General features: G+C 64.5%; 16 protein-coding genes. 7 read left to right on the plus strand and 9 right to left on the minus strand.

Annotated features, from left to right (window positions below):
- The first annotated feature begins 12 nt into the window (after nt 1-12).
- Nucleotides 13-2,589: a [protein-PII] uridylyltransferase gene (locus AC3A35_RS23825; protein WP_487439009.1), complete on the plus strand. Its 2,577-nt coding sequence runs from the start codon at nt 13-15 to the stop codon at nt 2,587-2,589.
- Between the two features lie 46 nt (nt 2,590-2,635).
- Here AC3A35_RS23825 and AC3A35_RS23830 read toward each other — a convergent pair whose 3' ends face one another.
- Nucleotides 2,636-3,145, minus strand: a complete 510-nt coding sequence (locus AC3A35_RS23830; RefSeq protein WP_487439011.1) for a TIGR00645 family protein — start codon at nt 3,143-3,145, stop codon at nt 2,636-2,638.
- 60 nt (nt 3,146-3,205) lie between these two features.
- Entirely contained in the window at nt 3,206-3,943 is a 738-nt protein-coding gene (locus AC3A35_RS23835; protein WP_487439013.1) for an S-methyl-5'-thioinosine phosphorylase, read from the minus strand.
- A gap of 165 nt (nt 3,944-4,108) precedes the next feature.
- On the opposite strand from AC3A35_RS23835, the gene typA reads away from it, so the two are divergent.
- On the plus strand, nt 4,109-5,926 hold the full coding sequence (gene typA / locus AC3A35_RS23840) for a translational GTPase TypA (RefSeq protein ID WP_487439015.1): 1,818 nt from the start codon (nt 4,109-4,111) through the stop codon (nt 5,924-5,926).
- A gap of 233 nt (nt 5,927-6,159) precedes the next feature.
- Here typA and AC3A35_RS23845 read toward each other — a convergent pair whose 3' ends face one another.
- The 7 genes from AC3A35_RS23845 to smc all read right to left on the minus strand — a co-directional run bounded on the left by AC3A35_RS23845 (nt 6,160) and on the right by smc (nt 17,603).
- A complete protein-coding gene (locus AC3A35_RS23845) occupies nt 6,160-7,380 on the minus strand; it encodes a YbfB/YjiJ family MFS transporter (RefSeq protein WP_487439017.1) in 1,221 nt (406 codons plus the stop codon).
- The gene (locus AC3A35_RS23850; RefSeq protein WP_487439019.1) at nt 7,377-7,754 is read right to left on the minus strand and encodes a YajD family HNH nuclease; all 378 of its coding nucleotides are present in this window, start codon (nt 7,752-7,754) and stop codon (nt 7,377-7,379) included. The genes AC3A35_RS23845 and AC3A35_RS23850 overlap by 4 nt, the downstream gene beginning before the upstream one ends.
- Nucleotides 7,755-7,843: 89 nt before the next feature.
- Nucleotides 7,844-9,787, minus strand: a complete 1,944-nt coding sequence (locus tag AC3A35_RS23855) for an ABC-F family ATP-binding cassette domain-containing protein (RefSeq protein WP_487439021.1) — start codon at nt 9,785-9,787, stop codon at nt 7,844-7,846.
- Between the two features lie 140 nt (nt 9,788-9,927).
- Complete coding sequence (gene galU, locus AC3A35_RS23860) at nt 9,928-10,830, minus strand: UTP--glucose-1-phosphate uridylyltransferase GalU (protein ID WP_487439025.1); 903 nt, start codon at nt 10,828-10,830, stop codon at nt 9,928-9,930.
- 70 nt (nt 10,831-10,900) lie between these two features.
- Nucleotides 10,901-12,946, minus strand: coding sequence for an NAD-dependent DNA ligase LigA (gene ligA, locus AC3A35_RS23865; protein ID WP_487439071.1), 2,046 nt, complete (start codon nt 12,944-12,946; stop codon nt 10,901-10,903).
- The gene (locus tag AC3A35_RS23870; RefSeq protein WP_487439026.1) at nt 12,946-14,052 is read right to left on the minus strand and encodes a cell division protein ZipA; all 1,107 of its coding nucleotides are present in this window, start codon (nt 14,050-14,052) and stop codon (nt 12,946-12,948) included. Before AC3A35_RS23870 ends, ligA begins: the two co-directional genes overlap by 1 nt.
- 14 nt (nt 14,053-14,066) lie before the next feature.
- A complete protein-coding gene (smc, locus tag AC3A35_RS23875) occupies nt 14,067-17,603 on the minus strand; it encodes a chromosome segregation protein SMC (RefSeq protein WP_487439028.1) in 3,537 nt (1,178 codons plus the stop codon).
- 135 nt (nt 17,604-17,738) lie between these two features.
- Here smc and dapC point away from each other — a divergent pair, with 135 nt between their 5' ends.
- The 5 genes from dapC (at nt 17,739) to prmB (ending at nt 23,142) form a co-directional block, all read left to right on the plus strand.
- Nucleotides 17,739-18,932: a succinyldiaminopimelate transaminase gene (gene dapC, locus AC3A35_RS23880; protein ID WP_487439030.1), complete on the plus strand. Its 1,194-nt coding sequence runs from the start codon at nt 17,739-17,741 to the stop codon at nt 18,930-18,932.
- Nucleotides 18,933-18,944: 12 nt separating this feature from the next.
- Nucleotides 18,945-19,763 carry a 2,3,4,5-tetrahydropyridine-2,6-dicarboxylate N-succinyltransferase gene (gene dapD, locus AC3A35_RS23885; RefSeq protein WP_487439031.1) on the plus strand — a complete coding sequence of 273 codons (819 nt, stop codon included), beginning with the start codon at nt 18,945-18,947 and terminating at the stop codon, nt 19,761-19,763.
- Between the two features lie 64 nt (nt 19,764-19,827).
- Nucleotides 19,828-21,006 (plus strand): PilT/PilU family type 4a pilus ATPase, encoded by a 1,179-nt coding sequence (locus AC3A35_RS23890; RefSeq protein WP_487439032.1) that lies wholly within the window; start codon nt 19,828-19,830, stop codon nt 21,004-21,006.
- Between the two features lie 27 nt (nt 21,007-21,033).
- Nucleotides 21,034-22,176 (plus strand): succinyl-diaminopimelate desuccinylase, encoded by a 1,143-nt coding sequence (dapE, locus tag AC3A35_RS23895; RefSeq protein WP_487439034.1) that lies wholly within the window; start codon nt 21,034-21,036, stop codon nt 22,174-22,176.
- A 9-nt stretch (nt 22,177-22,185) separates the two neighbouring features.
- A complete protein-coding gene (gene prmB, locus AC3A35_RS23900; protein WP_487439035.1) occupies nt 22,186-23,142 on the plus strand; it encodes a 50S ribosomal protein L3 N(5)-glutamine methyltransferase in 957 nt (318 codons plus the stop codon).
- Nucleotides 23,143-23,165: the final 23 nt, after the last annotated feature.

The following is a 23,165-nucleotide window of genomic DNA, read 5'->3' on the forward strand; positions in this document are numbered from 1 at the left end:
GATCTCCGCACCTTGACCGAAAGCCCTCCGCTCCAGCAAGCCATCATCGACGAGCGGCGATACCTTGCCGAAGGCAGCGCCGACCTGCGTGCCGCCTATGAAGCACACCCGCTCACCGCCACCCTGCTTCACGGCCGGGCGAAACTGGTCGACGGAGCGATCATCCGCTTGTGGAAAGCCGCCCGGATGCCGACAGAAGCGGCATTGATCGCAGTCGGCGGCTATGGTCGCGGCGAGCTGTTCCCGTGCTCGGACGTGGACTTGCTCATCCTGCTTCCGGCATCGCCGGACGAGGACCTGCAGGTGCAGCTTTCGACCCTGGTCAGCGCGCTGTGGGACGTAGGCCTGGATATCGGCCACAGTGTGCGCACCATCGAGCAATGCCTCGATGCGGCGCTCGCCGACATCACCGTGCAGACCAATCTGCTCGAAGCCAGGCGTCTGACCGGCGACGCGGCCCTGTTCGACGAATTTGCCGCACGCTACCGCGAGCAACTCGACGTGCGGACGTTCTTCAAGGCCAAGCAACTCGAGCAGGAACAACGTTACGCGCGTTACCACGACACCCCGTATGCGCTCGAGCCCAACTGCAAGGAAAGCCCGGGCGGGCTGCGCGACCTGCAGATGCTGGGCTGGATTGCCCGTGCCGCCGGCCTCGGCCGCAACTGGCGCGAACTCGCGCGCCGACGGCTGATCACCGGCGATGAAGCCAGCGACCTGCGCAGTGTCGAACGCTTTCTCCAGCACGTCCGCATTCGTCTGCACTACCTTACCGGTCGCGCGGAGGATCGTTTGCTGTTCGATCACCAGGAAAGACTTGCCCGCATCATGGGGATCGAGGCCGCTGCCGGCCGGCGTGCGTCCGAAACGCTGATGCAGCGCTATTACCTGACCGCGAAGAAGGTCACCCAGATCAACGGCATCCTGCTGCAGAACTACGGCACCGAGATCTTCCCCGGGCGCAGCTCGCCGGCCATCGTGATCAACGCCCGCTTCCAGGCCGTGCGCGAGCTGCTCGACCTGCGCAGCGAGGACATCTTCGAGCGCCATCCCGCGGCCCTGCTCGAATGCTTCCTGCTCTTGCAACAGCGCTCCGAACTCAAGGGCATGACCGCTCGCACGCTGCGCGCGCTATGGCTCAACCGCAACCGGATCAACGCCGCATTCCGTGCCGAGCCGGAGAACCGTGCGCTTTTTCTCGAGATCCTCAAACAGAAGCGCGGCATCGTGCATGCCTTCCGACGCATGAACCAGTACGGCATCCTGTCGCGCTACCTGCCGCCCTGGCGCAAGATCCTGTGCCAGATGCAGCATGACCTGTTCCACGCCTACACCGTCGACCAGCACATCCTGATGGTGCTGCGCAACGTCCGCCGCTTCACCATGGGCGAACACGCGCACGAGTACCCGCTGATGAGCCGCCTCATCCTCAGTTTCGACCGTTACTGGCTGCTCTATATCGCAGCCCTGTTCCACGACATCGCCAAGGGCCGCGGCGGCGACCACTCCACGCTGGGCATGGCCGACGCCCGCGACTTTTGCGAAGATCACGAAGTGGACGCCGAAGACACCGCGCTCGTGGTCTGGCTGGTTCGCCATCATCTGACCATGTCCCAGGTCGCCCAGAAGGAGGACACCTCCGACCCCGAGATCATCCAGCGTTTCGCCGGTGTCGTCGGCACCGAGCGCCGGCTGACCGCGCTCTACCTGCTCACCCATGCCGACATCCGCGGCACCAGCCCCAAGGTTTGGAACGGCTGGAAAGGCAAGCTGCTCGAGGACCTGTTCTTCGCCACCCAGCGCCTGCTGCGCGGCGCCACGCCCCAGCAGGCGCTGGGCCTCGACGACCGCCAGGAGATCGCCCGTCACCTGCTGCGCTATCACGGCCTTCGCCAGGGCGTGGAGGACGCCCTTTGGGCACAGCTCGACGCGGTGTATTTCATGCGCCACTCGGCCGAAGAAATCGCCTGGCACACCCGGGTGCTCTACTATCGCCCGGACGCCGACGAACCGGTGGTGAAGGCCAGGGTATCCGACGAAGAGGAAGGCGTGCAGGTGATGGTGTTCGCGGTCGACCAGAAGGATCTGTTCGTGCGTCTCACCGGCTTCTTCGGACGCATGGGCTTTTCCATTCTCGATGCGAAGGTCCATACCACCCGGCACGGCTATGCACTCGACAGCTTCATGCTCCAGGACACCAGCAACAGCGCGCGCTATCGCGACATTGTCGCCCTGATCGAGCATGAACTCGGCGCCCTGCTACTCAATCCGGGAGAACCTCAACGCCCCGCAAGCGGGCGGATCTCGCGTCAGGTCAGGCATTTTCCGGTCACGCCGCAAGTCAGTCTGCGCGCCGACGAGGCCGGCCGGCACTACATCCTGTCACTGACCGCTGCAGACCGCCCCGGCCTGCTGTTCGATGTCGCGGAGGTGCTGGCCAAGCATGGAATTTCGGTGCAGGCGGCAAAGATCGCGACTTTGGGCGAGCGGGTGGAAGACACCTTCCTCCTGACCGGAGGCGGATTGTCCCAGGACGCCGAGGTGCTGCGTGTCGAGCGTGAGCTGATCGAACGTCTGCAGCAGGTATGAGCAGGGCTCGGGAGCGGTCACTGCGGCCGCACCCGCACGTCTGCGATCAATGTCCCTTGCTGCCGTGCAGCCGATCCATCAACGCGTAGAGCACTCCGGAGAACAGGAAGGTGACATGAATGCCGACCATCCAGCCCAGCTCCCGGTCGGACATATTGGCAACATTCATGAACCCTTTCAGCAACTCGATCCCGGAGATCGCCACGATAGACCCGATCAGCTTGATCTTCAGATCGGAGAAGCCGATGTGCCCCATCCAGTCGGGGCGATCCTGATGGCTATGCAAGTCTTCCATTTTGGACACGAAGTTCTCGTACCCGCTGAACATGATGATGATCAGCAGATTCATGATCAGCGCGATATCCACCAGGGTCAGTACGCCGATGATCAGATCGCCGCCCGAGGCGGTCAGGATCTGCGCAAAGATATGCCAGATCTCTTTGACGAACTTGATCAGCAGCACCACCATCGCCAGCACCAGACCCAGGTAGATCGGTGCCATCAGCCAGCGGCTGGAGAAGAGAAGGTGTTCGAAGCCGCTTTCGATTCGTTTCATAAGCATCCAGGATCCGCGCTCGGAAAGACACGATTGTAGCAGTGCACCATCGCATTGCCCTCAGTCACGACAGAGGTGCTCCAGCACCTTGCGCACCCGCACCATGGCCTCCTGCAGCACCTGTTCGATGCTGTCGAACTGAATGCCCTGTGCGCTGGATGCCCGACCGGCCGCGCTATTGACCACCACATTGATTGCCGCATACGGAATGCCGAGCTCGCGCGCGAGTACCGCCTCCGGCATCCCGGTCATGCCGACCAGATCGGCGCCGTCGCGCTCCATCCGGTCGATCTCGGCCGCGGTCTCGAGGCGCGGGCCCTGCGTGGCCGCATACACGCCGCCGTCGACGACCGGCTCCCCTGCCGCACCGGCCGCCTCGACCAGGCGCCGACGCAAGGTCTCGTCGTAGGGCCGGGTGAAATCGACGTGTCTTACCGGCGTGTCACCACCGTCGAAGAAGGTGCTGGCCCGTCCCCAGGTGTAATCGATGATCTGGTCGGGCACCGCCAGCACGCCGGGCCCGAGATCGGCCCTGATTCCACCTACCGAGGCCACCGAGACGATCGCCGCCGCCTTCGCCTCCTTGAGCGCCCAGATATTGGCACGATAGTTCACCTGGTGCGGCGGAATGGTGTGTCCATAGCCATGGCGCGCCAGAAACACCACCGGCTGACCACACAGGGTGCCGAAAGTGAGCGCCCCCGAAGGCTCGCCATAGGGCGTCCGCGCAATCTCGCGCCGAGTGATCTCAAGCGTCGACAACTGCGTCAATCCGGTACCACCGATGATGGCGAGCATGGCGATTCTCCAGTGGAAAGGGCGCGGATTCTAGCATGGCGTGCGATCCGGTCCGCGCCCGCCACCCGCCGGAGAACCGTCGACGGCAGGACCAGGATAAATCATGCTGCGCCGCCGCAGCAGCACGTGTTAGAATTATCGTCTTTTCAAAGACTTCCCGCCTCCATGTCCCGTTCCATCCGCAACATCGCCATCATCGCTCACGTCGACCACGGCAAGACCACCCTGGTAGACCAGCTCCTGCGCCAATCCGGCACCTTCCGCGAGAACCAGCAGATGGGCGAGCGGATCATGGACTCGAACGATATCGAGAAAGAACGTGGGATCACGATTCTTTCCAAGAACTGTGCCATCCAGTACGGCGACACCCATATCAACATCGTCGACACCCCGGGCCACGCCGACTTCGGCGGCGAAGTCGAGCGCGTGCTGTCCATGGTCGACAGCGTGCTGCTGCTGGTCGATGCCGTCGAAGGCCCGATGCCGCAGACCCGTTTCGTCACCCGCAAGGCACTGGCGCTGGGGCTCAAGCCCATCGTCGTGGTCAACAAGATCGACCGCCCGGGTGCGCGTACCGACTGGGTGATCAACCACACCTTCGACCTGTTCGACAAACTCGGCGCCACCGACGAGCAACTCGACTTCCCGGTCATCTACGCCTCCGGCCTGAATGGTTTCGCGGTGGAAAAAGAGGACGACGAGCGCGTCGACATGCGCCCGCTGTTCGAGGCCATCCTCACCCACGTGAAGCAGCCCGAAGTCGACCCCGAAGGCCCGCTGCAGATGCAGGTCTGCTCGCTCGACTACTCGACCTACATGGGACAGATGGGCATCGGCCGGATCAAGCGCGGCCGCGTCCGCCCCAACCAGGAAGTGGTCGTCATGTACGGCGACGAGAACCGCGGCAAAGGCAAGGTCAGCCAGATTCTCACCTTCAAGGGGCTGGAGCGCTCGGCGGCCGAATCTGCCGAGGCCGGCGACATCGTGCTGATCGCGGGTCTGCCGCAAGTCAATATTGGCGTGACCCTGTGCGATCCCGACTGTCTCGAAGGCATGACCCCGATCGCCGTCGATGAGCCCACACTGACGATGAACTTCATGGTCAATTCGTCGCCGCTTGCCGGCCGCGAAGGCAAGTTCGTCACCAGCCGCCAGATTCGCGAGCGCCTCGAAAAGGAGCTGCTCAAGAACGTCGCCCTGCGGGTGAACTACACCGACGATTCGGACGTGTTCGAAGTCTCGGGCCGTGGCGAGCTTCACCTCACCATCCTGCTCGAGAACATGCGTCGCGAAGGCTATGAACTGGCCGTGGGTCGTCCGCGCGTGGTGTTCAAGGAAATCGACGGCGTCAAGTGCGAGCCGTACGAAATGCTCACCGTCGACGTCGAGGAAGACCATCAGGGCGGTGTCATGGAGGAGCTCGGCCGCCGGCGCGGCGAACTGCAGGACATGCAACCGGACGGCAAGGGTCGTGTCCGCCTCGAGTACCGCATTCCGGCCCGTGGCCTGATCGGTTTCCAGGGCGAGTTCCTGACCATGACCCGCGGAACCGGTCTGGCCAGCCACGTATTCGACGATTACGGCCCGATGGCCAGTGCCATGGCCGAGCGCCGCAATGGCGTGCTGATCTCGCAGAACGACGGCGACGCCGTGGCGTACGCGCTGTGGAATCTGCAGGACCGCGGCCGCATGTTCGTCAGCCCGGGCGAGGCCCTCTACGAAGGCATGATCATCGGTATCCACACCCGCGACAACGATCTCGTGGTGAACCCGATCAAGGGCAAACAACTCACCAACGTGCGTTCTTCCGGCACCGACGAAGCGGTTCGCCTGATTCCGCCGATCGGGCTCTCGCTCGAGTCCGCGATCGAGTTCATTGCCGACGACGAACTGGTCGAGATCACGCCCAAGAACATCCGCCTGCGCAAACGTCACCTGAAGGAAACCGATCGCAAGCGTGCAACCAAGGCCAACGCCGCCTGATTGTTGCAAGCGCATCGCAAGACGCCCCGCCTGCTCGTGCAGACGGGGCGTTTTTTCTGGGAGGCTGTCGGACTCGAGTAGTCGTCACGAGCCGAGTGGGAACGCGACGACAGATTCGGCCGTTTTTGAGGCGCATGGTCATTCCATGCAACAAAAGTACGGGCCGATGTGGACCGCCTCAGTTGCGTTCACGCCCACTGGCGCAGTAGATCAGCCTCAAATCCGACCGCCTCCTAGGGCCCGCCCGCCCCCGAGCGTTCCCCCACCAGCGTGGCTGGGATCGAGTCGCGCCGCTCCACCAGCTTGAGTATCAACAGCAGCAGCGTACCGATCACCATCACGCCGGCGGCGAGGTAGAGCCCCGCGGCATAGCTGCCCCACAGCGCACCCAACCAGCCGGTAATGGCGGGGCCGATGATCTGCGCAGTGCCATAGGAAAGCGTCATCTTGCCCATCATCTTGGCCGGGCGCGTCGGATAGTAACGGCCGGCCATGGTGAGCACCAGGCTCACCATGCCGATGAAGGTACCCCCGAACAGCAAGGCACCGGCCACCGCCGCGAGCAGTCCGCCGGCCATCACCGGCAGCAGGATGCCGACGATCTGCAGCACCGCCGCCAGGATCAGTGCATTGAGATCGCCACTGCGCCGGGCGATGAGATCCCAGATCATGCAAGCCGGTGCCGCCGCAACGCCGATCGCGAGGAAGACCAGGGTTCCCTGCCCCGCCAGCCCCGGCAGGCGATCGACGATGGCCACGATGAAGGTGGCGCTGACGACATAGCCGACACCGGCGCAGAAATAGGCAGCCATGAATATGCGCATGAACAGCGCGCTCGGCGGCCGGTCCTCCATCTTCTGTCCGCTCTTGGTCAGTCCGCTGCGATCGGGTGGCGGCAACCAGCGCAAGGCCGGCACCAGAAGCAGGCAAGCGATGGCGGTAAAAGCGAACCACTGTTCGCGCCAGTCCAGCCACTGGGTCATCAGCGCCACCGCCGCCGCACAGACGACGATGCCGAGTCCGATCCCGGAAAAATGGATACCCAGTTCGCTGCGATGATGGTGCCGGATCAACCAGTTGAGGATGAGCCCGGTGCCCAGCAGCATGCCGGCGGCACTGCTCAGCCCGGCGACGAAGCGCGATAAGGCCCAGACGACCACATCGGTACTCATGCCCATCACAACGGTACTGAGAATCGCAAGGATCAGGCCGATCCGGTAGAGGCGATCCTTGAGCACCAGGTCGCTGATCAGCGAAGCAATCACGGCGCCGCTCAGATAGCCGGCGTAGTTGATGGCAGCCAGCCAGCCGGCCTCGGCAACGCCCAGGCCGGCCTGCTGCTGCATCAATGGCAACAAGGGCGTATAGGAAAAGCGCGCCACCCCCATCACCAGAATGAGGCTGAAGATGCCCGCGCCGAGCACCTTGATGCGTTCTTTCTGTTCTGCGCTCATGTCGAGGGCTTTCCGCCCCCGATCAGGGTCCTCAGGTTCGCGAAGGGCGAATGCGTCGCAATGCTGCCCCCGTCACCGGCAGCCATACTCCCGCCGGCGTGCATTTCGAGTTGACGCTGATGTTCGTTGTCGTGGCAATAGATGCACAACAACTCCCAGTTGCTCCCGTCGGGCGGATTGTTGTCATGATTGTGATCGCGGTGGTGCACGGTGAGTTCGCGCAGGTTGGCGTAGGTGAACTCGCGCGCGCACCGTCCGCAGATCCAGGGATAGAGCTTCAGCGCCCGTTCGCGATAACCCTGCTCGCGCGCATCCGATGCGAGTCGGGCATCGGCGACGATGCGATCCAGTTTGGCGTGATCGATCTTCTTCATGGCTTCCTCACCCACGAGCTCGTCAGACCTCCATTCAACCGGCAGCCGGCCCCGGCTCCGGGCGCCGCCGGCACCCCGCTTCGACCATCCTACCCGCAACTTTCCGCGGTTTCGATCTGCTCCGAGATCAGCAGCCAGTTCTCTTCATGTACATCTAGCTCATCGTTGAGCTTCTGCAACTCCAGCCCGAGTTCGCCGATCAATTGCGGCGGCAGGGACGTGGCCAGACGTGCTTCGAGCGCATGTCTGGCGGTCTGCAGATCGAGGATGGTCTGTTCGAGCTTGCCCAGGTCGCGCTTGAGTCGCTTCAGCTCCTCGGGCGATGTCCGGCGGACCGTTACCGGGGCCGCCGCCGGGGCGGCGGCTTCCTTCGGGCTCTTGAGCGATGCTTTCAGGCTTTCTCGCGCGCGCTTGGCTTCATCGAGCAAATAGCGCTGATAGTCGTCGAGGTCACCGTCGAAGGGCTCGATGCCACCATGCGATACCAGCCAGAATTCGTCGCACACCGAGCGCAGCAGCGAGCGGTCGTGGCTGACCAGCATCACCGTGCCTTCGAACTCGTTGAGCGCCATCGCCAAGGCTTCACGGGTGGCGAGATCGAGGTGGTTGGTCGGTTCGTCGAGCAGCAACAGGTTCGGACGCTGCCACACGATCATGCACAGCACCAGACGCGCCTTCTCGCCGCCGCTCATGGTGCCGACCGGCTGTTTCACCATGTCGCCGCTGAAGTTGAAGGTGCCGAGAAAAGTACGAAGATCCTGTTCGCGACCGCTCTGACCCGCAGGCAGACCTTCCCTGGCCAGCCTCACCATGTGCTCGAGCGGATTGTCGAGCGGCCGCAGCACGTCGAGTTCCTGCTGTGCAAAGTAGCCGATCTTGAGTCCCTTGCCTTCGGTGAGAATCCCGCTGATCGGCTTCAGCGCCCGCGCCACGGTCTTGACCACGGTCGACTTGCCCTGGCCGTTGGCACCGAGAATGCCGATGCGCTGGCCGGCCATCACCGACTTGCTCACGTCGCGCACGATCACTGTCGACGGCGTACCCGCAGCGGCATCTTCAGCAGGCGGATAACCGAAGCAGGCATGCTCCATCGCCAGCATCGGGTTGGGCAGGCTGGCCGGTTCCTTGAATTCGAAGGTGAAGTCCGCGCTGGCCAGTACCGGCGCGAGCTTTTCCATGCGATCCAGCGCCTTCACCCGGCTCTGCGCCTGCTTGGCCTTGCTCGCCTTGGCCTTGAAGCGGGCGATGAACTTCTGCAGGTGGGCGATCTTGTCCTGCTGCTTGGAGTACGCGTTCTGCTGCAACTCCATCTGCTGCGCGCGGGTGTCCTCGAAGGTGCTGTAGTTGCCGCCATAGCGCGTCAGTTTGGCATTGTCGATATGCAGGGTCACGTTGGTGATCGCATCGAGGAACTCCCGATCGTGGCTGATCACCACCATCGTGCCGGCGTAGCGCTTCAGCCACGCTTCGAGCCATACCAGCGCATCGAGATCGAGGTGGTTGGTCGGTTCGTCGAGCAGCAGCAGATCCGACGGACACATCAGCGCACGCGCCAGCTGCAGACGCATCCGCCAGCCGCCGGAGAAGCTGTTGACCGGATTGCACAGCTCGGTGGTCTTGAATCCGAGCCCGAGGATCAGCGCCTGCGACCTTGCCTGGGCATCGTGTGCACCCGCATCGTGCAGCGCCATGTACGCATAGGCCATGCGCTCGCCGTCGCCACTGGCCTCGGCGGCGTGAACTTCGTTCTGGGCGGCGAGCAGCGCGGTGTCGCCTTCGATCACGAAATCGGTGGCCGACTGCTCCGTTTCCGGCATGTCCTGCGCGACCTGCGCCATCCGCCACTGTGCCGGGAGGCTGAAATCGCCGGCGTCTTCGTGCAGCGTACCGTTGAGCAGGGCGAACAGGGTCGATTTGCCGGCGCCGTTGCGCCCGACCAGACCGACCTTTTCGCCCGGGTTCAGGGTGACGGAGGCGTTATCGAGCAACACCTTGGCGCTGCGGCGCAGGGTGACGCCTTTAAGAACGATCATGCAGGTGAAACTCCAGTGAGGGGTTTGGCAACCGCGGCCTGGCGGACGCCGGTAGCCAACTACGACATGCGCCGGATGCATCGGCGCCGTCGGTCAGGGGGCGGACAGTGGGTCGCCGGCGAACCGGCTGACCGTCCGGACTACTTTTCCTTCTTCGTGCCCGCGCCGACGCCAAAACGCGCGTTCAGATAGGCCGAAAACTCCTCGCCGATCTCGTGGTGGCGCAGACCGAGTTCCACGGTGGCCTTCAGATAGCCGAGCTTGGAGCCGCAATCGTAGCGCACGCCCTGAAACTGGTAGGACAGCACCGCCTCTTCCTTGAGCAGCGAGGCAATCGCGTCGGTAAGCTGCAGTTCGCCGCCGGCGCCCGGCTTGAGCGCACGAATGTGATCGAAGATGCGTGGGGTCAGGATGTAGCGGCCGACCACTGCCTGGGTGGTGGGCGCGTCTTCGGGCTTCGGCTTCTCGACGATGCCGGTCACCCGCTGCACGTCACCGACCTGGCTCTCGGTACTGACGATGCCGTACTGTCGGGTCTCTTCGCGCGGCACGTTCATCGTACCCAGCACCGAACAACGGTGATAGTTGTAGACGCCCACCATCTGCTCCATGATCGGGGCCGCATCATGGTTGTCGAGCAGGTCGTCGGCCAGGATCACGGCGAAGGCCTCGTCGCTGACCACATGACTGGCGCACAGCACGGCATGGCCCAGCCCGAGCGCTTCGGACTGGCGGATGTAGATGCAGTTCACGCCCTTCGGTACCGTTTTCTTGACGATCTCCAGCAGTTCGTTCTTGCCCCGCGCCTCGAGCTCGGTCTCGAGTTCGTAAGCCTTGTCGAAGTGATCCTCGATCGAGCGCTTGGTGCGGCCGGTGATGAAGATCATGTCGGTGATGCCGGCCGCAACGGCTTCCTCGACGGCGTACTGGATCAACGGCTTGTCGACGATCGGCAGCATTTCCTTGGGGCTTGCCTTGGTCGCCGGCAGGAAGCGGGTGCCCATCCCGGCAACGGGAAATACGGCCTTGGTTACTTTTTTCATTGTGTCCGACTCCGGAACTATCCTGATAAGTGTCTGTGTAAATCCGTTTCCAACGGTGCCGAAGCGGCGATCACGCGGTAGCGCCGAGCAGGGCCAGCAGGGCCTGCTCGTCGACGATATCGATCCCCAGTTCCTGCGCCTTGACCAGCTTGGATCCGGCTTCGGCACCGGCAACGACATAGTCGGTCTTCCTCGACACCGAGCCCGCGACCTTGCCGCCCTGCGCCTCGATCAGGGCCTTGGCCTCATCCCGGCTCATCGTCGGCAGCGTCCCCGTCAACACGAAGATCTTCCCCTGCAGCGCACCGACAGGCACGGCAGCGGGCTCGCCCTCCTCCCAGCGCACGCCGGCAGCCCGAAGTTGCTCGATGACTTCGCGATTGTGCGTTTCGGCAAAGAACTCGGCGACGCACCGTGCAACGGTGGGGCCCACATCCGGCACCTGCATCAGGCGGGCCTCGTCGGCGGCCATCAACGCATCCAGATTGCCGAAATGACGCGCGAGATCGCGCGCGGTCGTCTCGCCGACATTGCGGATACCGAGGGCGAAAATGAATCTTCCCAACGTTGTGCTACGGCTCCTGTCGATCGCCGCCAACAGGTTCTGCGCCGACTTGTCGCCCATGCGCTCGAGGTTGGCCAGCGCGAGGATGCCCAAGCGGTAGATGTCGACCGGCGTCTTGACGATGGCGGCGTCGACCAGCTGGTCCACCAGCTTGTCGCCCAGGCCGTCGATGTCCATCGCCCGGCGCCCGGCGAAGTGCAGTAGCGCCTGCTTGCGCTGGGCAGGGCAGTACAGGCCGCCGGTACAGCGCGCCACCGCCTCGTCTTCGCCCCGCACCACGTGCGAACCGCACACCGGACAGGTCGAAAAACGTTCGAGCAGGTTGAAACGCGGCAGGTCACCGGTGCGACGCTCGACCACGGGCCCCACGATCTCGGGAATGACATCGCCGGCCCGGCGCACGATCACCCAGTCGCCGATGCGTACATCCTTGCGGTCGATCTCGTCCTGATTGTGCAGGGTCGCATTGGTCACGGTCACCCCGCCGACGAACACCGGCTCGAGCCTGCCCACCGGCGTGATCGCGCCGGTACGACCGACCTGTACTTCGATGTCGCGCAACAGGGTTACCGCCTCCTGCGCCGGGTACTTGTGTGCCACCGCCCAACGCGGCTCGCGGGTCACGAAACCCAGTTGCCGCTGCAGCGCCAGCGAATTGACCTTGTACACGACGCCGTCGATGTCGAACGGCAGAGTGTCGCGCACGGAGGCGATCCGCCCGTGAAACGCCATCAATCCGTCGGCCCCCCTCGTCACCGTTCGGAGCGACGCCACCGGCAGGCCGAAGACGGCGAGCGCATCGAGAATGCCCGCGTGGGTGTCGGGCAGCGCCCAGCCTTCGGTTTCGCCCAGGCCGTAGGCGAAGAACGACAGCGGACGCCGTGCGGCGATACCCGGGTCGAGCTGGCGGATCGCGCCGGCCGCGGCATTGCGCGGATTGATGAACAGTTTTTCGCCGGTCGCCAGCTGGCGCGCGTTGAGGGCTTCGAAGTCGTCGCGCCGCATGTAGATCTCGCCACGCACCTCCAGCACCGGCGGGGCGTCGCCGTGCAGGCGAAGCGGAATGGCACGTACCGTACGCACATTGCCGGTCACGTCCTCGCCACGCTCGCCATCGCCACGGGTCGCCGCCTGGACCAGTACGCCACGCTCGTAACGCAGGTTGATCGCCAGCCCGTCGAACTTGAGTTCGGCCGCATACTCGATCGGCGGGTCCGTTTCGCCCAGTCCGAGTTCGCGCCGCACCCGGGCGTCGAACGCCTGGGCGCCGCTCGGACCGGTATCCGTCTCGGTACGGATCGACAGCATCGGAACCCGGTGGCGGACCGGCGGGAACTGCGCCAGCGGCTTGCCACCCACCCGGCAGGTGGGCGAATCCGCGCTGCGCAGCTCCGGATGCGCCAGCTCGATCGCCTCCAGCTCGCGGAACAACCGATCGTATTCGGCATCCGGAATGCTCGGCGCGTCGAGCACGTAGTAGGCATGGTCGTGCCGGGCCAGTTCGGCGCGCAGCCAGGCCGCGCGCTCGATCAACGAAGGTTCCGCCTCCATCATGCAGAGAACAGTCGCTTGGCCAGAGCGCCGCCGGCCGGGATCTGCTGGCTCGCCATATGCTCCTGGAACTGCAGGATCTGGGCGCGGATCAAGCCCGCCGCCTCGGCACCGAACGGCGCCTTGTTGTCATCGACCACCACACCGTTGAGCGCGGCGGCAAGATGACTGGCGAAGCGCATCATGTGCTCGAATACCAGCGCCCCGTTGGCCACGCACGGAACGTCGATCACCAGCGTGATGCCGCCGGTCTGGAGGGTCCGCATGTCGTCCGCGGCGAACAGCGCCGGCTCGTGATTGCACAGCGTGAAAAGGGTGCCGCCGGTGTCGTCAAGCGCATGGAAACTGCCGTCCCCGCGCAGGACCATGCCTTCCGCCTCGGCCAGCCCGCGAATCTTGGTCCCGTGGAACGGCTGACCATTGGCCGACACGACATTGATCCCGATCTGGACATCGACGTCGGCGCAGAAACGGTCGAGCTCGGTCGCGCTGCCCAGCGCCTCGGCACGCGAGGGCAGGCCGGCCGGCACCGCGAGGAACTGCTCGGCCACGCGCTGCACGCCACCGGAGAAGCGGATGTAGTCCCCCTCCCCGATCGGCCCGCGACGATCCACCAACTGCATCGCCGCACAGAACCAGTGATGTGCGCCGGCGGTATGGGCGGACAGTTCGTGCCACAGGTTGTCGGCATCGTCGAAGGCAAACCAGCGCACCCCTTTGCTCAGGCCATTGAGCGCCTCGTACTGCGCCGCCCACAGCCGCGGTGCATCGAGCGGCTCGATCGCCTCGATGCGGATGATGCAGTCCGCGCGCGGGTCAAGCACGCTCGGCAGTTCGGGCAGCACGCGCTTGGGCGCGGCCTGTCTGAAGGCACGCTCGGCCGCCGCATCGCCGACCGGCTCATCGACAACCGGCTCGCGGCGGGCATCCCCATCGTGCACCTCGCGTACTTCGCCGGGCTCGAGCAACACGTCCCGATGGTCGGAGCGGAAGGCATCCTCGGCCTGCCGGCGATGCTTGCGTTCCTGCCACTTGTTGTAGGCGACGATGACCACAAACGCAGCCACGCCCAACCCGATCAATCCAATCTGCAGTTCACTGTCCATATTGGTTCCTGTTGTCACGCTGCGACCGACTCGGCCAGACGCAGCGCCTCTTCGATATCAACCTCCACCACCCGCGACACACCCTGCTCCTGCATGGTCACGCCGACCAGCTGCTGGGCAATTTCCATCGTAATCCGGTTGTGGCTGATGAAAATGAACTGTGTGTGCGATGACATGCGCTTCACCATCTGCCCATAGCGCTCGGTGTTCGTATCGTCCAGTGGCGCATCCACCTCGTCAAGCATGCAGAACGGGGCCGGATTCAGCTGGAACATCGCAAACACCAGCGCAATCGCGGTGAGCGCCTTTTCACCGCCTGACAGCAGCTGGATGGAGGTGTTCTTCTTGCCCGGCGGCTGAGCGATGATCTGGATGCCCGCATCCAGAATCTCGTCGCCGGTGAGCACCAACTCCGCCCGGCCGCCGCCGAACAATTGCGGAAACAGCGCGGCAAACTGGCGATTGACCGTATTGTAGGTCTCCTGCAGCTGCTCGCGGGTTTCGCGGTCGATCCGCCGGATCGCGTCCTCGAGGGTGCCGATCGCCTGCGTCAGATCGTCGGTCTGGGCATCGAGATAGCCCTTGCGTTCGGACGCCGACCTGAGCTCATCGAGCGCAGCCAGGTTGACCGCACCCAGCTCGGCAATCTCCCGCGCCAGCCTGGCCACTTCGCGCTGCAGCGTGCCTTCCTTGGGATCGGAGGCCAGCAACGGCGCAAGTGCGGTCTCGTCCGCACCGGCTTCGATCAGGCGCTCGTCGAACTGGGCCGACGCCAGTTCCGCGGCCTGCACCGCAAGTCGCAACTCGGCCACCCGGCTACGGATCGGCGCCGCCTCCTGCTCGGTACGCATGCGCAGCTCCTCGGTCTGGCGCAGCGTGGCGGTGGCCTGCTCCAGCGCGTCACGCCGTGCCGCCAGTGCGGCCTCGCGGCTGCCACGCAGGCCGAGCGCAGTCTGCAGGGCATCTCGACTGCGCAGGTCGTCGGTGACCTCGAGTTCACGTTCGCGCGTGCCCTGTTCGACGACGACACGCTCGAGCTGTTCGGCGGCGAGCTGCAGGTTGCGTGCGATATCCTCCAGCTTGCCCGCGCACTCCCGCTCCGAGAAGCGCGCTTCCTGCAGTTCGCGGGCGCAGGTCTGCTCCAGCGCACGCAACTCGCGCAGGCTCTGCTCGCGCTCGCGCAACACCTCGGTTGCGGTATCGAGCCGCTGGTGCTGCAGTTCGGCAAGTTCGGCCGCACGGGCATACTCGAGGTCGGCACGGGCGAAATGCTCGCGTTCGGTCACCTCCTGATGCACCAGATCGCCTAGATCGCGTTCGATCTGGGTGCGGCGCTCATCGGCCCGGCTACGCGCCTGCGCAAGCTTGAGGACCTCGACCTGCTCGGCATGGAGCCCGGCCTGCGCCGACTGCAGCTCACGTCGCAGCGTGTTGATACGGTCCTGCAGATCGGCCGCCGCAGCCTCGGCCGCAAGCAGCGCATCATGCGCGGCGCGCGTTTCGTCTTCGAGCACCGCCTGCTGGCCGGCAAGCTGATCGATCTCGCGCTGACGTTCGATCACGCCGTGGGTGCGGCTGTCGGGCACGAAGTGGATCAGCGCATGGCGGGTCAGTACCTGGCCGCGCATCCCGACCACGCACACCCCCGGCGCGAGCAGCGTCCGCTGCGGCAGCCAGTCCTCGATCCGGTCGACGGCGAAACACGCGTGCAGCCAGTCTTCGAGCAAGGGGCGCAGCGGGTGGTCGACATGCTCGACGCGATCGATCAGGGGCACGGCCCCGACCGGTACGACCGGGCTGGTGGCGGGAGCCGCGGCGCCGCCAAAACCGAGTGCGAGCGACTCGGGCGGCAACTCGTCGAGCATCCCGCGTGCCACGGACTCGGCCGCGCCCTCATCCAGGGTCAACGCAGCGAGCCGCTCGCGCAACACCGCCTCGATCGCCGCCTCCCATCCTGCGGCAACCCGCAACGCGCGCCACAACGGTGGCAATTCGGCATAGCCACGACGCTTGAGCCAGTCGCCGAGCTTGCCTTGCGACTGTACCTTGGCCTGCAACTGCACCAACGCGTCACGGCGCGCACGCAGCTCGGTGACCCGGCGCTGCACTGCACGTTCGCCGTCCAGCGCCGCTTTCAGTGCAGCCTGGGCGGCCGGCACTCGTGCCTGCAAACCGGCCACCTCCTGCTGCTGATCGTCCAGGGCCTCCTGCAGGGCCTCGACCCGCGCCTCGCGTTCGGCCAGCACCCTTGCATCGGGCCCCTGGATCCCGCCACGCTCGGCCTCGAGTCGGGTACGTCGCTGCTGCAAGGCCTCCAGCGCGCGGGTGGCGCTGGCACGGTTGGCCTCCTCGACCCGCAGTTGCTGCTCGGTCTGGGCCAGCTCGCGCCGGGCCGCACCGACCGTGGTGTCTGCTGCAATGCGGGCCGATTCGGCGTCCGGCACCCGATCGCCGATCTCCGCATGGCGCCCTTCGGCCTGTTCGGCCCGCATCGCCGCGTTGTCGGCAAGGTCCTGCCAGCGCGTCCGGTCTGCAGCCAGCGCCTCGCGCCGTGCAGTCCAGTGTCCGTGATCCAGTTCGAGCTGGGCGAGACGGGCTTCCAGTCGCTTGCGCGCTTCGGCCAGATGCTGCAATTCGGTTTCGAGCCGGGTCACTTCCGAACTGACCGCGAACAGCTCGCTCTGCGCGACGTGCACGGTTTCGGACGCGGCGAAATGCGCGTCGCGCGCAGCCTCGATCATGGCTTCGAGTTCCTGCAGACGGGCGCTGTCGGTCTCGATGCGGCGGGTGTTCAGATTGAGTTCGTCGTTCAGGCGCTGATGTTCGGCACGTGCCTCGTTGCGCTTGATCAGCCACAGCAGTTGCTGCTTTTCGACGTGGGCACTGCTGAGCGTGTGATATCGCTCCGCAACCACCGCCTGACCTTCGAGATGACCGATGCGTTCGCCGAGCTCGGTCCGGATATCGTCGAGCCGGGCCAGGTTGTCACGCGCGTCGGACAGGCGCCCCTCGGTTTCGCGGCGCCGCTCGCGATATTTGGTGACCCCGGCCGCCTCCTCGAGGAAGCCGCGGATTTCCTCCGGCCGCGCCTCGATGATGCGCGAGATCATGCCCTGCTCGATGATGGCGTAGGCGCGCGGCCCGAGCCCGGTACCGAGGAACAGATCGATCACGTCCTTGCGCCGGACGTGGGTGTTGTTGATGTAGTAGCTCGAGTCGCCGCTGCGATCGAGCACCCGCTTCACCGAGATCTCGGCATAGCGCGACCACTGCCCGGCTGCTCGACCCTCGTTGTTGTCGAACACGAGTTCGACGCTGGCCCGCGATACCGGCTTGCGCGTCGTCGAGCCGTTGAAAATCACGTCCTGCATCGACTCGCCACGCAAGGCCGAGGCGCGCGTTTCCCCCAGCACCCAGCGCACCGCATCGATGATATTGGACTTGCCGCAACCATTGGGGCCGACCACGCCGACCAGGTTGCCCGGCATCAGCACCGTGGTCGGATCGACGAAGGTCTTGAATCCGGCAAGTTTGAGCTTGGAAAGACGCACGTCAGGGCGCAGGCATAGTGAGCAAGGGAGGCGGCACCCGGATTCGGGAACGCCGGCAAGGCGCCGCATGATAACATCTTCGGCCTTTACGACCTGCTCCGTCCGCCTTCCGCGACGGGCGAAAAGTGTTCCAAAGTGAATCCGAATCTTTCCCGACTCCACTCCTATCCGTTCGAGAAACTGCGCCATCTGTTCGAGGGCATCACTCCGCCCGCCGGCCTGAAACCGATCCGCCTGTCGATTGGCGAACCGCAGCATGCCACCCCGGACTTCATCCGCCAGGCGGTCGCGGACAATCTCGACGGACTGGCGGCCTACCCGACCACGCAGGGCTCGGAGGCACTGCGGGGGGCGATCGCAGGCTGGCTGCAACGCCGCTACGCACTGCCGGCGGTGGACGCCGCCACCCAGGTGTTGCCGGTCAACGGTTCGCGCGAAGCGCTGTTCGCCTTCGGCCAGTGCATCATCGACGGCAGCCGCCCCGGTGCCAGAGTGTTGTGCCCCAACCCCTTCTACCAGATCTACGAAGGCGCAGCCCTGCTCGCCGGGGCCGAGCCGCTATTTCTGAACAATCTGCCGGAGAACGGTTTCGGCTCCGATTTCGCCAGCATCCCGGACACCGTGTGGCGCGATGTGCAACTCGTGTTCGTGTGCTCGCCAGGCAATCCGACCGGCCGCGTGTTGAGCCTCGACGAATGGCAGCGCCTGTTCGCGCTGTCCGATCGGCACGACTTCGTGATTGCAGCCGACGAATGTTATTCCGAGATCTATTTCGACGACGACGCGCTCCCGATCGGCGCCCTCGAAGCCGCCCACCGCCTCGGTCGCAGCGATTTCCGCAATGTGGTGATGTTCTCCAGCCTGTCCAAACGCTCCAACGTTCCCGGCTTGCGCTCCGGCTTCGTCGCCGGCGACGCGAAAATCCTCAAGAATTTTTTGCGCTACCGCACTTATCACGGCTGTGCCATGAGCAACACGGTGCAGGTCGCCTCGATCGCGGCCTGGAACGACGAAACCCACGTCGCCGAGAACCGCCGCTTGTACCGCGAGAAGTTCGCCCGCGTCACCCCGATGCTCGCACCGTGGCTGCAGGTCGAATTGCCCGACGCCGGCTTCTACCTGTGGGCGCGCACCCCCATTCCCGACACCGAGTTCGCCCGCCGTCTGCAGGCTGAATATAATGTGACCGTCCTTCCCGGCAGCTATCTCGCCCGCGAGGCCGACGGCATCAACCCCGGCGCCGGTTTCGTGCGCATTGCACTGGTCGCCGACACTGCGGAATGCGTGGAAGCGGCCGAGCGCATCGTTGCCTTCTGTCAAACCCTGTAAGAGAGTTCCCCAATGCAAGCTTTGCAAGCCATCATCGACACCGCCTTCGACAACCGTGCCAGCCTGTCACCCACCACCGCACCGGCCGAAGTGCGCGCTGCAGTGGAAACCGTGATCGCCGGCCTGGACGCCGGCACCCTGCGCGTGGCCGAGAAGAAGGACGGCCAATGGATGGTCAATCAGTGGATCAAGAAGGCGGTACTGATCTCCTTCCGCCTGCGCGACAACGAGGTCATGCCCGCCGGCAGCCTGAACTACTTCGACAAGGTCCCGACCAAGTTCGGGGACTACACTCCGGAGCAGTTCCGCGAAGGCGGCTTCCGCGTGGTGCCGCCGGCGGTCGCGCGCCGGGGCAGCTTCATCGGCAAGAACGTGGTGCTGATGCCGTCCTATGTGAACATCGGCGCCTACGTCGACGAAGGCACCATGGTCGACACCTGGGCCACGGTCGGCTCCTGCGCGCAGATCGGCAAGAACGTGCACCTGTCGGGCGGCGTCGGTATCGGCGGCGTGCTCGAGCCGGTCCAGGCCGGACCGGTGATCATCGAAGACAACGTCTTCGTCGGCGCCCGCTCCGAAGTGGTGGAAGGGGTGATCATCGAGGAGAACGCGGTGCTTTCGATGGGGGTGTACATCGGCATGAGCACCAAGATCTACGACCGCGAGACCGGTGAGGTGCACTACGGCCGCGTGCCGGCCGGCTCGGTGGTGGTGCCCGGCAGCCTGCCCTCGGCCGACGGCAAATACAGCCTGTATTGCGCCGTGATCGTGAAGAAGGTCGACGCGCAGACCCGCGCCAAGACCGCGATCAACGACCTGCTGCGCGCCTGATCCACCTTGCAATCCTGCGGGGCTGCGGCCCCGCGTCATCATCTCGCCGACGGAGTCCGAACCGATGATTTTCGACAAGCTGTTCCAGCTCATGGCCGAAAAGCAGGCCTCGGACATCTTCATCACCGCAGGTGCCCCGATCCACATCAAGATCCAGGGCCACACCATGCCGATCAATCAGCAGATCATGGAGCCGGCCATGATCCAGAAGATGATCTACGAGATGATGGCACCGGAGCAGATCGAGCACTTCGAACGCGACAAGGAACTGAACCTGTCCTTCGGCCGCCGGGATCTGGGCAATTTCCGCGTCAACGTTTTCTGGCAGCGTAATTCGGTTGCGGTCGTGGTGCGCTACATCCAGGGCGACATCCCGACGGTCGAGAGCCTCGGCCTGCCGTCCTCGCTCGCCGACATCGTGATGGAGAAACGCGGGCTGGTGCTGGTCGTCGGCGCCACCGGATCCGGAAAATCGACCACCCTGGCGTCGATGATCGATCATCGTATTCGCAGCCGCTCCGGCCATATCCTCACGGTCGAGGATCCGATCGAATACCTGTTCAAGCACCGCAAGTCGATCGTCAACCAGCGCGAGGTCGGAATCGACACCCACAGCTGGCACGACGCCCTGCGCAACGCGATGCGCCAGGCGCCCGACTGCATCCTGATCGGCGAAATCCGCGACCGCGAAACCATGCAGGCCGCGCTGGCCTACTCGCAGACCGGCCATCTGTGTTTGTCCACGCTGCATGCCAACAACGCGTATCACGCGCTGAACCGGATCGTGAACTTCTTCCCGCTGGAAAATCGCCCGCTGCTCTACCTCGACCTCTCGGTGGCACTGCGCAGCATCATCTCGCAACGCCTGGTGCGCAAGCCCGATGGCAAGCGGATTCCCGCCGTCGAAACACTGATGAACACCCGGCACGTGTCCGAACTGATCGAACGCGGTGAGCTCAACGAGGTCAAGGAAGCCATGGAACAGAGCCTCGCCCCCGGCTCGCAGACTTTCGAACAGGATCTGTTCCGGCTCTACCACGAGAAGGTCATCGCCCTCGACGAAGCCCTCGCCAACGCCGATTCACCCACCAACCTGTCGTGGCTGATCAACAATGCCCAGTTCGGCGGCGCACCCAAAGGTGTGCAGGAGGTCGCAACCCCGCAGATTCCGGATTTCGAGCGCACCCAGCCCGACGGCGCGTCGTTCCGCGAGTTCACCCTGCACCTCGACGACCAAACGTAAATTCGACCCAAACAAAAAAAGATAAGCATGCACTTCCCCGACAACCCGACCCTGACCCTCGCCTGTGACCTGATTTCCCGCCCATCCGAAACGCCTGACGACGCCGGCTGCCTCGAGTTGATCGCGGCACGGCTCGCCCCCCTCGGATTCATGCTCGAGCGTATCGATGTCGGCGGCGTGTGCAACCTGTGGGCGCGGCGCGGCGATCGGTCGCCGGTGCTGTGTTTTGCCGGGCATACCGACGTCGTCCCCACCGGACCGCTGGAAAACTGGAACACGCCGCCGTTTGAACCCACGATCCGTGAAGGCATGCTCTACGGACGCGGGGCCGCCGACATGAAGACCTCGCTGGCCGCCTTCGTGACCTCGATCGAGCGCTTCGTGGCCGAGCATCCCGACCACGCCGGCAGCATTGCCCTGCTCCTGACCTCGGATGAGGAAGGCATTGCGACCCACGGCACGGTCAAGGTCGTCGAGGCGCTCGCCGCGCGCGGCGAGCGCCTCGACTACTGCATCGTCGGCGAACCCACGTCGGTCGGCACGCTCGGCGACATGATCAAGAACGGACGGCGCGGCTCGCTGTCGGGCACGCTGCGGGTCAGGGGCCAGCAGGGTCATGTGGCCTATCCGCACCTGGCGCGCAATCCGATCCACGAACTCGCTCCCGCCCTCGCCGAACTGACCGCCATTCTGTGGGACGAAGGCAACGAATTTTTTCCGCCCACCACCTGGCAGGTTTCCAACATCCACGCCGGCACCGGTGCCAACAACGTGATTCCGGGCGAATGCGAGTTGATGTTCAACTTCCGCTTCGCGTCGGTGTCGACCGCCGAGAGTCTGAAGGCGCGCACCCACGAGATCCTGGACCGGCATGGGCTCGACTACAGCATCGCCTGGCACCTGTCGGGCAAGCCCTTCATCACCGGTCGTGGCAAACTGGTGGCGGCGCTCTCCGCGGCGATTCACGACTGTCTCGGCATCGACACCGAGCTGTCCACCACCGGCGGCACCTCCGACGGCCGCTTCATTGCCGACATCTGCACCGAAGTGGTCGAGTTCGGTCCGGTCAATGCCAGCATCCACAAGGTGAACGAATGCGTCGCTGTCGACGCGGTCGCACCGCTTTCCGCCGTTTACCTGCGCACCTTGCGCACCCTTCTGGCCGCCTGAGTACCTGACATGACCGACCATACCGACGATCTGGACCACGAACACGAACACGACCATGAACACGAGAGTGGTCCGCTGGCCGAACTCGTCACCGTCCGCGACTGGCTGCGCTATTCAGTGACCCGTTTCAATCGCGCGCAGATCTTCTGCGGCCACGGGGTCACCGACACGTTCGACGAAGCGGCCTGGCTGGTGCTGTCCACGCTCGCCCTGCCGCTGGACCGGCTGGAACCGTTCCTGGACGCCTGCATTCCATCCGACGAGCGCGTCGCGCTGTTCGACAATATCGAGCGCCGCACGGTGGAACGGGTGCCGACCGCCTATATCGCCGGTGAAGCCTGGCTGGGCGAGTTCCGTTTTCATGTCGACGAACGGGTCATCATCCCACGCTCGTTTTTCGCTGAGCTCCTCGAAAACGGCTTCGCCCCGTGGGTGGAGGATCCGGACACCGTCACCAGCGCACTCGACCTGTGTACCGGTTCCGGCTGCCTTGCGATCCTGATGGCCCATGCCTTTCCCAACGCCGACATCGTTGCCGCCGATCTGTCCGACGACGCGCTCGAGGTGGCACGACGCAATGTGGATGACTACGGCCTCGGCGGGCAGATCGAACTGGTCCATAGCGACGTGTTCGGCGCACTCGGCGAGCGCCGGTTCGACCTGATCCTGAGCAATCCGCCCTATGTCACCGCCGATGCCATGGCCGCCCTACCGCCCGAGTACCTTCACGAACCGACGATGGCGCTGGCCGCAGGCGAGGACGGGCTGGATATCGTGCGCAAACTGATTGCACAATCGGCCCGCCATCTCCACCCTGAAGGCATACTGGCAGTGGAAGTCGGACATAATCGCGACATCGTGGAAAGCGCCTTCCCCGAACTGCCGTTCAGCTGGCTATCGACACGCGGCGGTGACGACATGGTTTTCTTGCTGAAACGAGAAGAACTGCCTGGTGGACAGGACTGAATTCATCTGCCAGTGTTGATGTA

This window comes from Azoarcus sp. Soil_N_20 (genome assembly GCF_057656155.1).

What these genes read in the sequence shown, in the direction of transcription:
- prmB (WP_487439035.1), top strand. Translation starts at nt 22,186, where the DNA reads ATGACCGACCATACCGACGATCTGGACCACGAACACGAACACGACCAT.
- AC3A35_RS23870 (WP_487439026.1), bottom strand. Translation starts at nt 14,052, where the DNA reads ATGGACAGTGAACTGCAGATTGGATTGATCGGGTTGGGCGTGGCTGCG.
- ligA (WP_487439071.1), bottom strand. Translation starts at nt 12,946, where the DNA reads ATGGAGGCGGAACCTTCGTTGATCGAGCGCGCGGCCTGGCTGCGCGCC.
- AC3A35_RS23830 (WP_487439011.1), bottom strand. Translation starts at nt 3,145, where the DNA reads ATGAAACGAATCGAAAGCGGCTTCGAACACCTTCTCTTCTCCAGCCGC.
- galU (WP_487439025.1), bottom strand. Translation starts at nt 10,830, where the DNA reads ATGAAAAAAGTAACCAAGGCCGTATTTCCCGTTGCCGGGATGGGCACC.
- AC3A35_RS23890 (WP_487439032.1), top strand. Translation starts at nt 19,828, where the DNA reads ATGATTTTCGACAAGCTGTTCCAGCTCATGGCCGAAAAGCAGGCCTCG.
- AC3A35_RS23855 (WP_487439021.1), bottom strand. Translation starts at nt 9,787, where the DNA reads ATGATCGTTCTTAAAGGCGTCACCCTGCGCCGCAGCGCCAAGGTGTTG.
- AC3A35_RS23850 (WP_487439019.1), bottom strand. Translation starts at nt 7,754, where the DNA reads ATGAAGAAGATCGATCACGCCAAACTGGATCGCATCGTCGCCGATGCC.
- AC3A35_RS23835 (WP_487439013.1), bottom strand. Translation starts at nt 3,943, where the DNA reads ATGCTCGCCATCATCGGTGGTACCGGATTGACGCAGTTGTCGACGCTT.
- dapE (WP_487439034.1), top strand. Translation starts at nt 21,034, where the DNA reads ATGCACTTCCCCGACAACCCGACCCTGACCCTCGCCTGTGACCTGATT.
- dapD (WP_487439031.1), top strand. Translation starts at nt 18,945, where the DNA reads ATGCAAGCTTTGCAAGCCATCATCGACACCGCCTTCGACAACCGTGCC.
- AC3A35_RS23845 (WP_487439017.1), bottom strand. Translation starts at nt 7,380, where the DNA reads ATGAGCGCAGAACAGAAAGAACGCATCAAGGTGCTCGGCGCGGGCATC.
- typA (WP_487439015.1), top strand. Translation starts at nt 4,109, where the DNA reads ATGTCCCGTTCCATCCGCAACATCGCCATCATCGCTCACGTCGACCAC.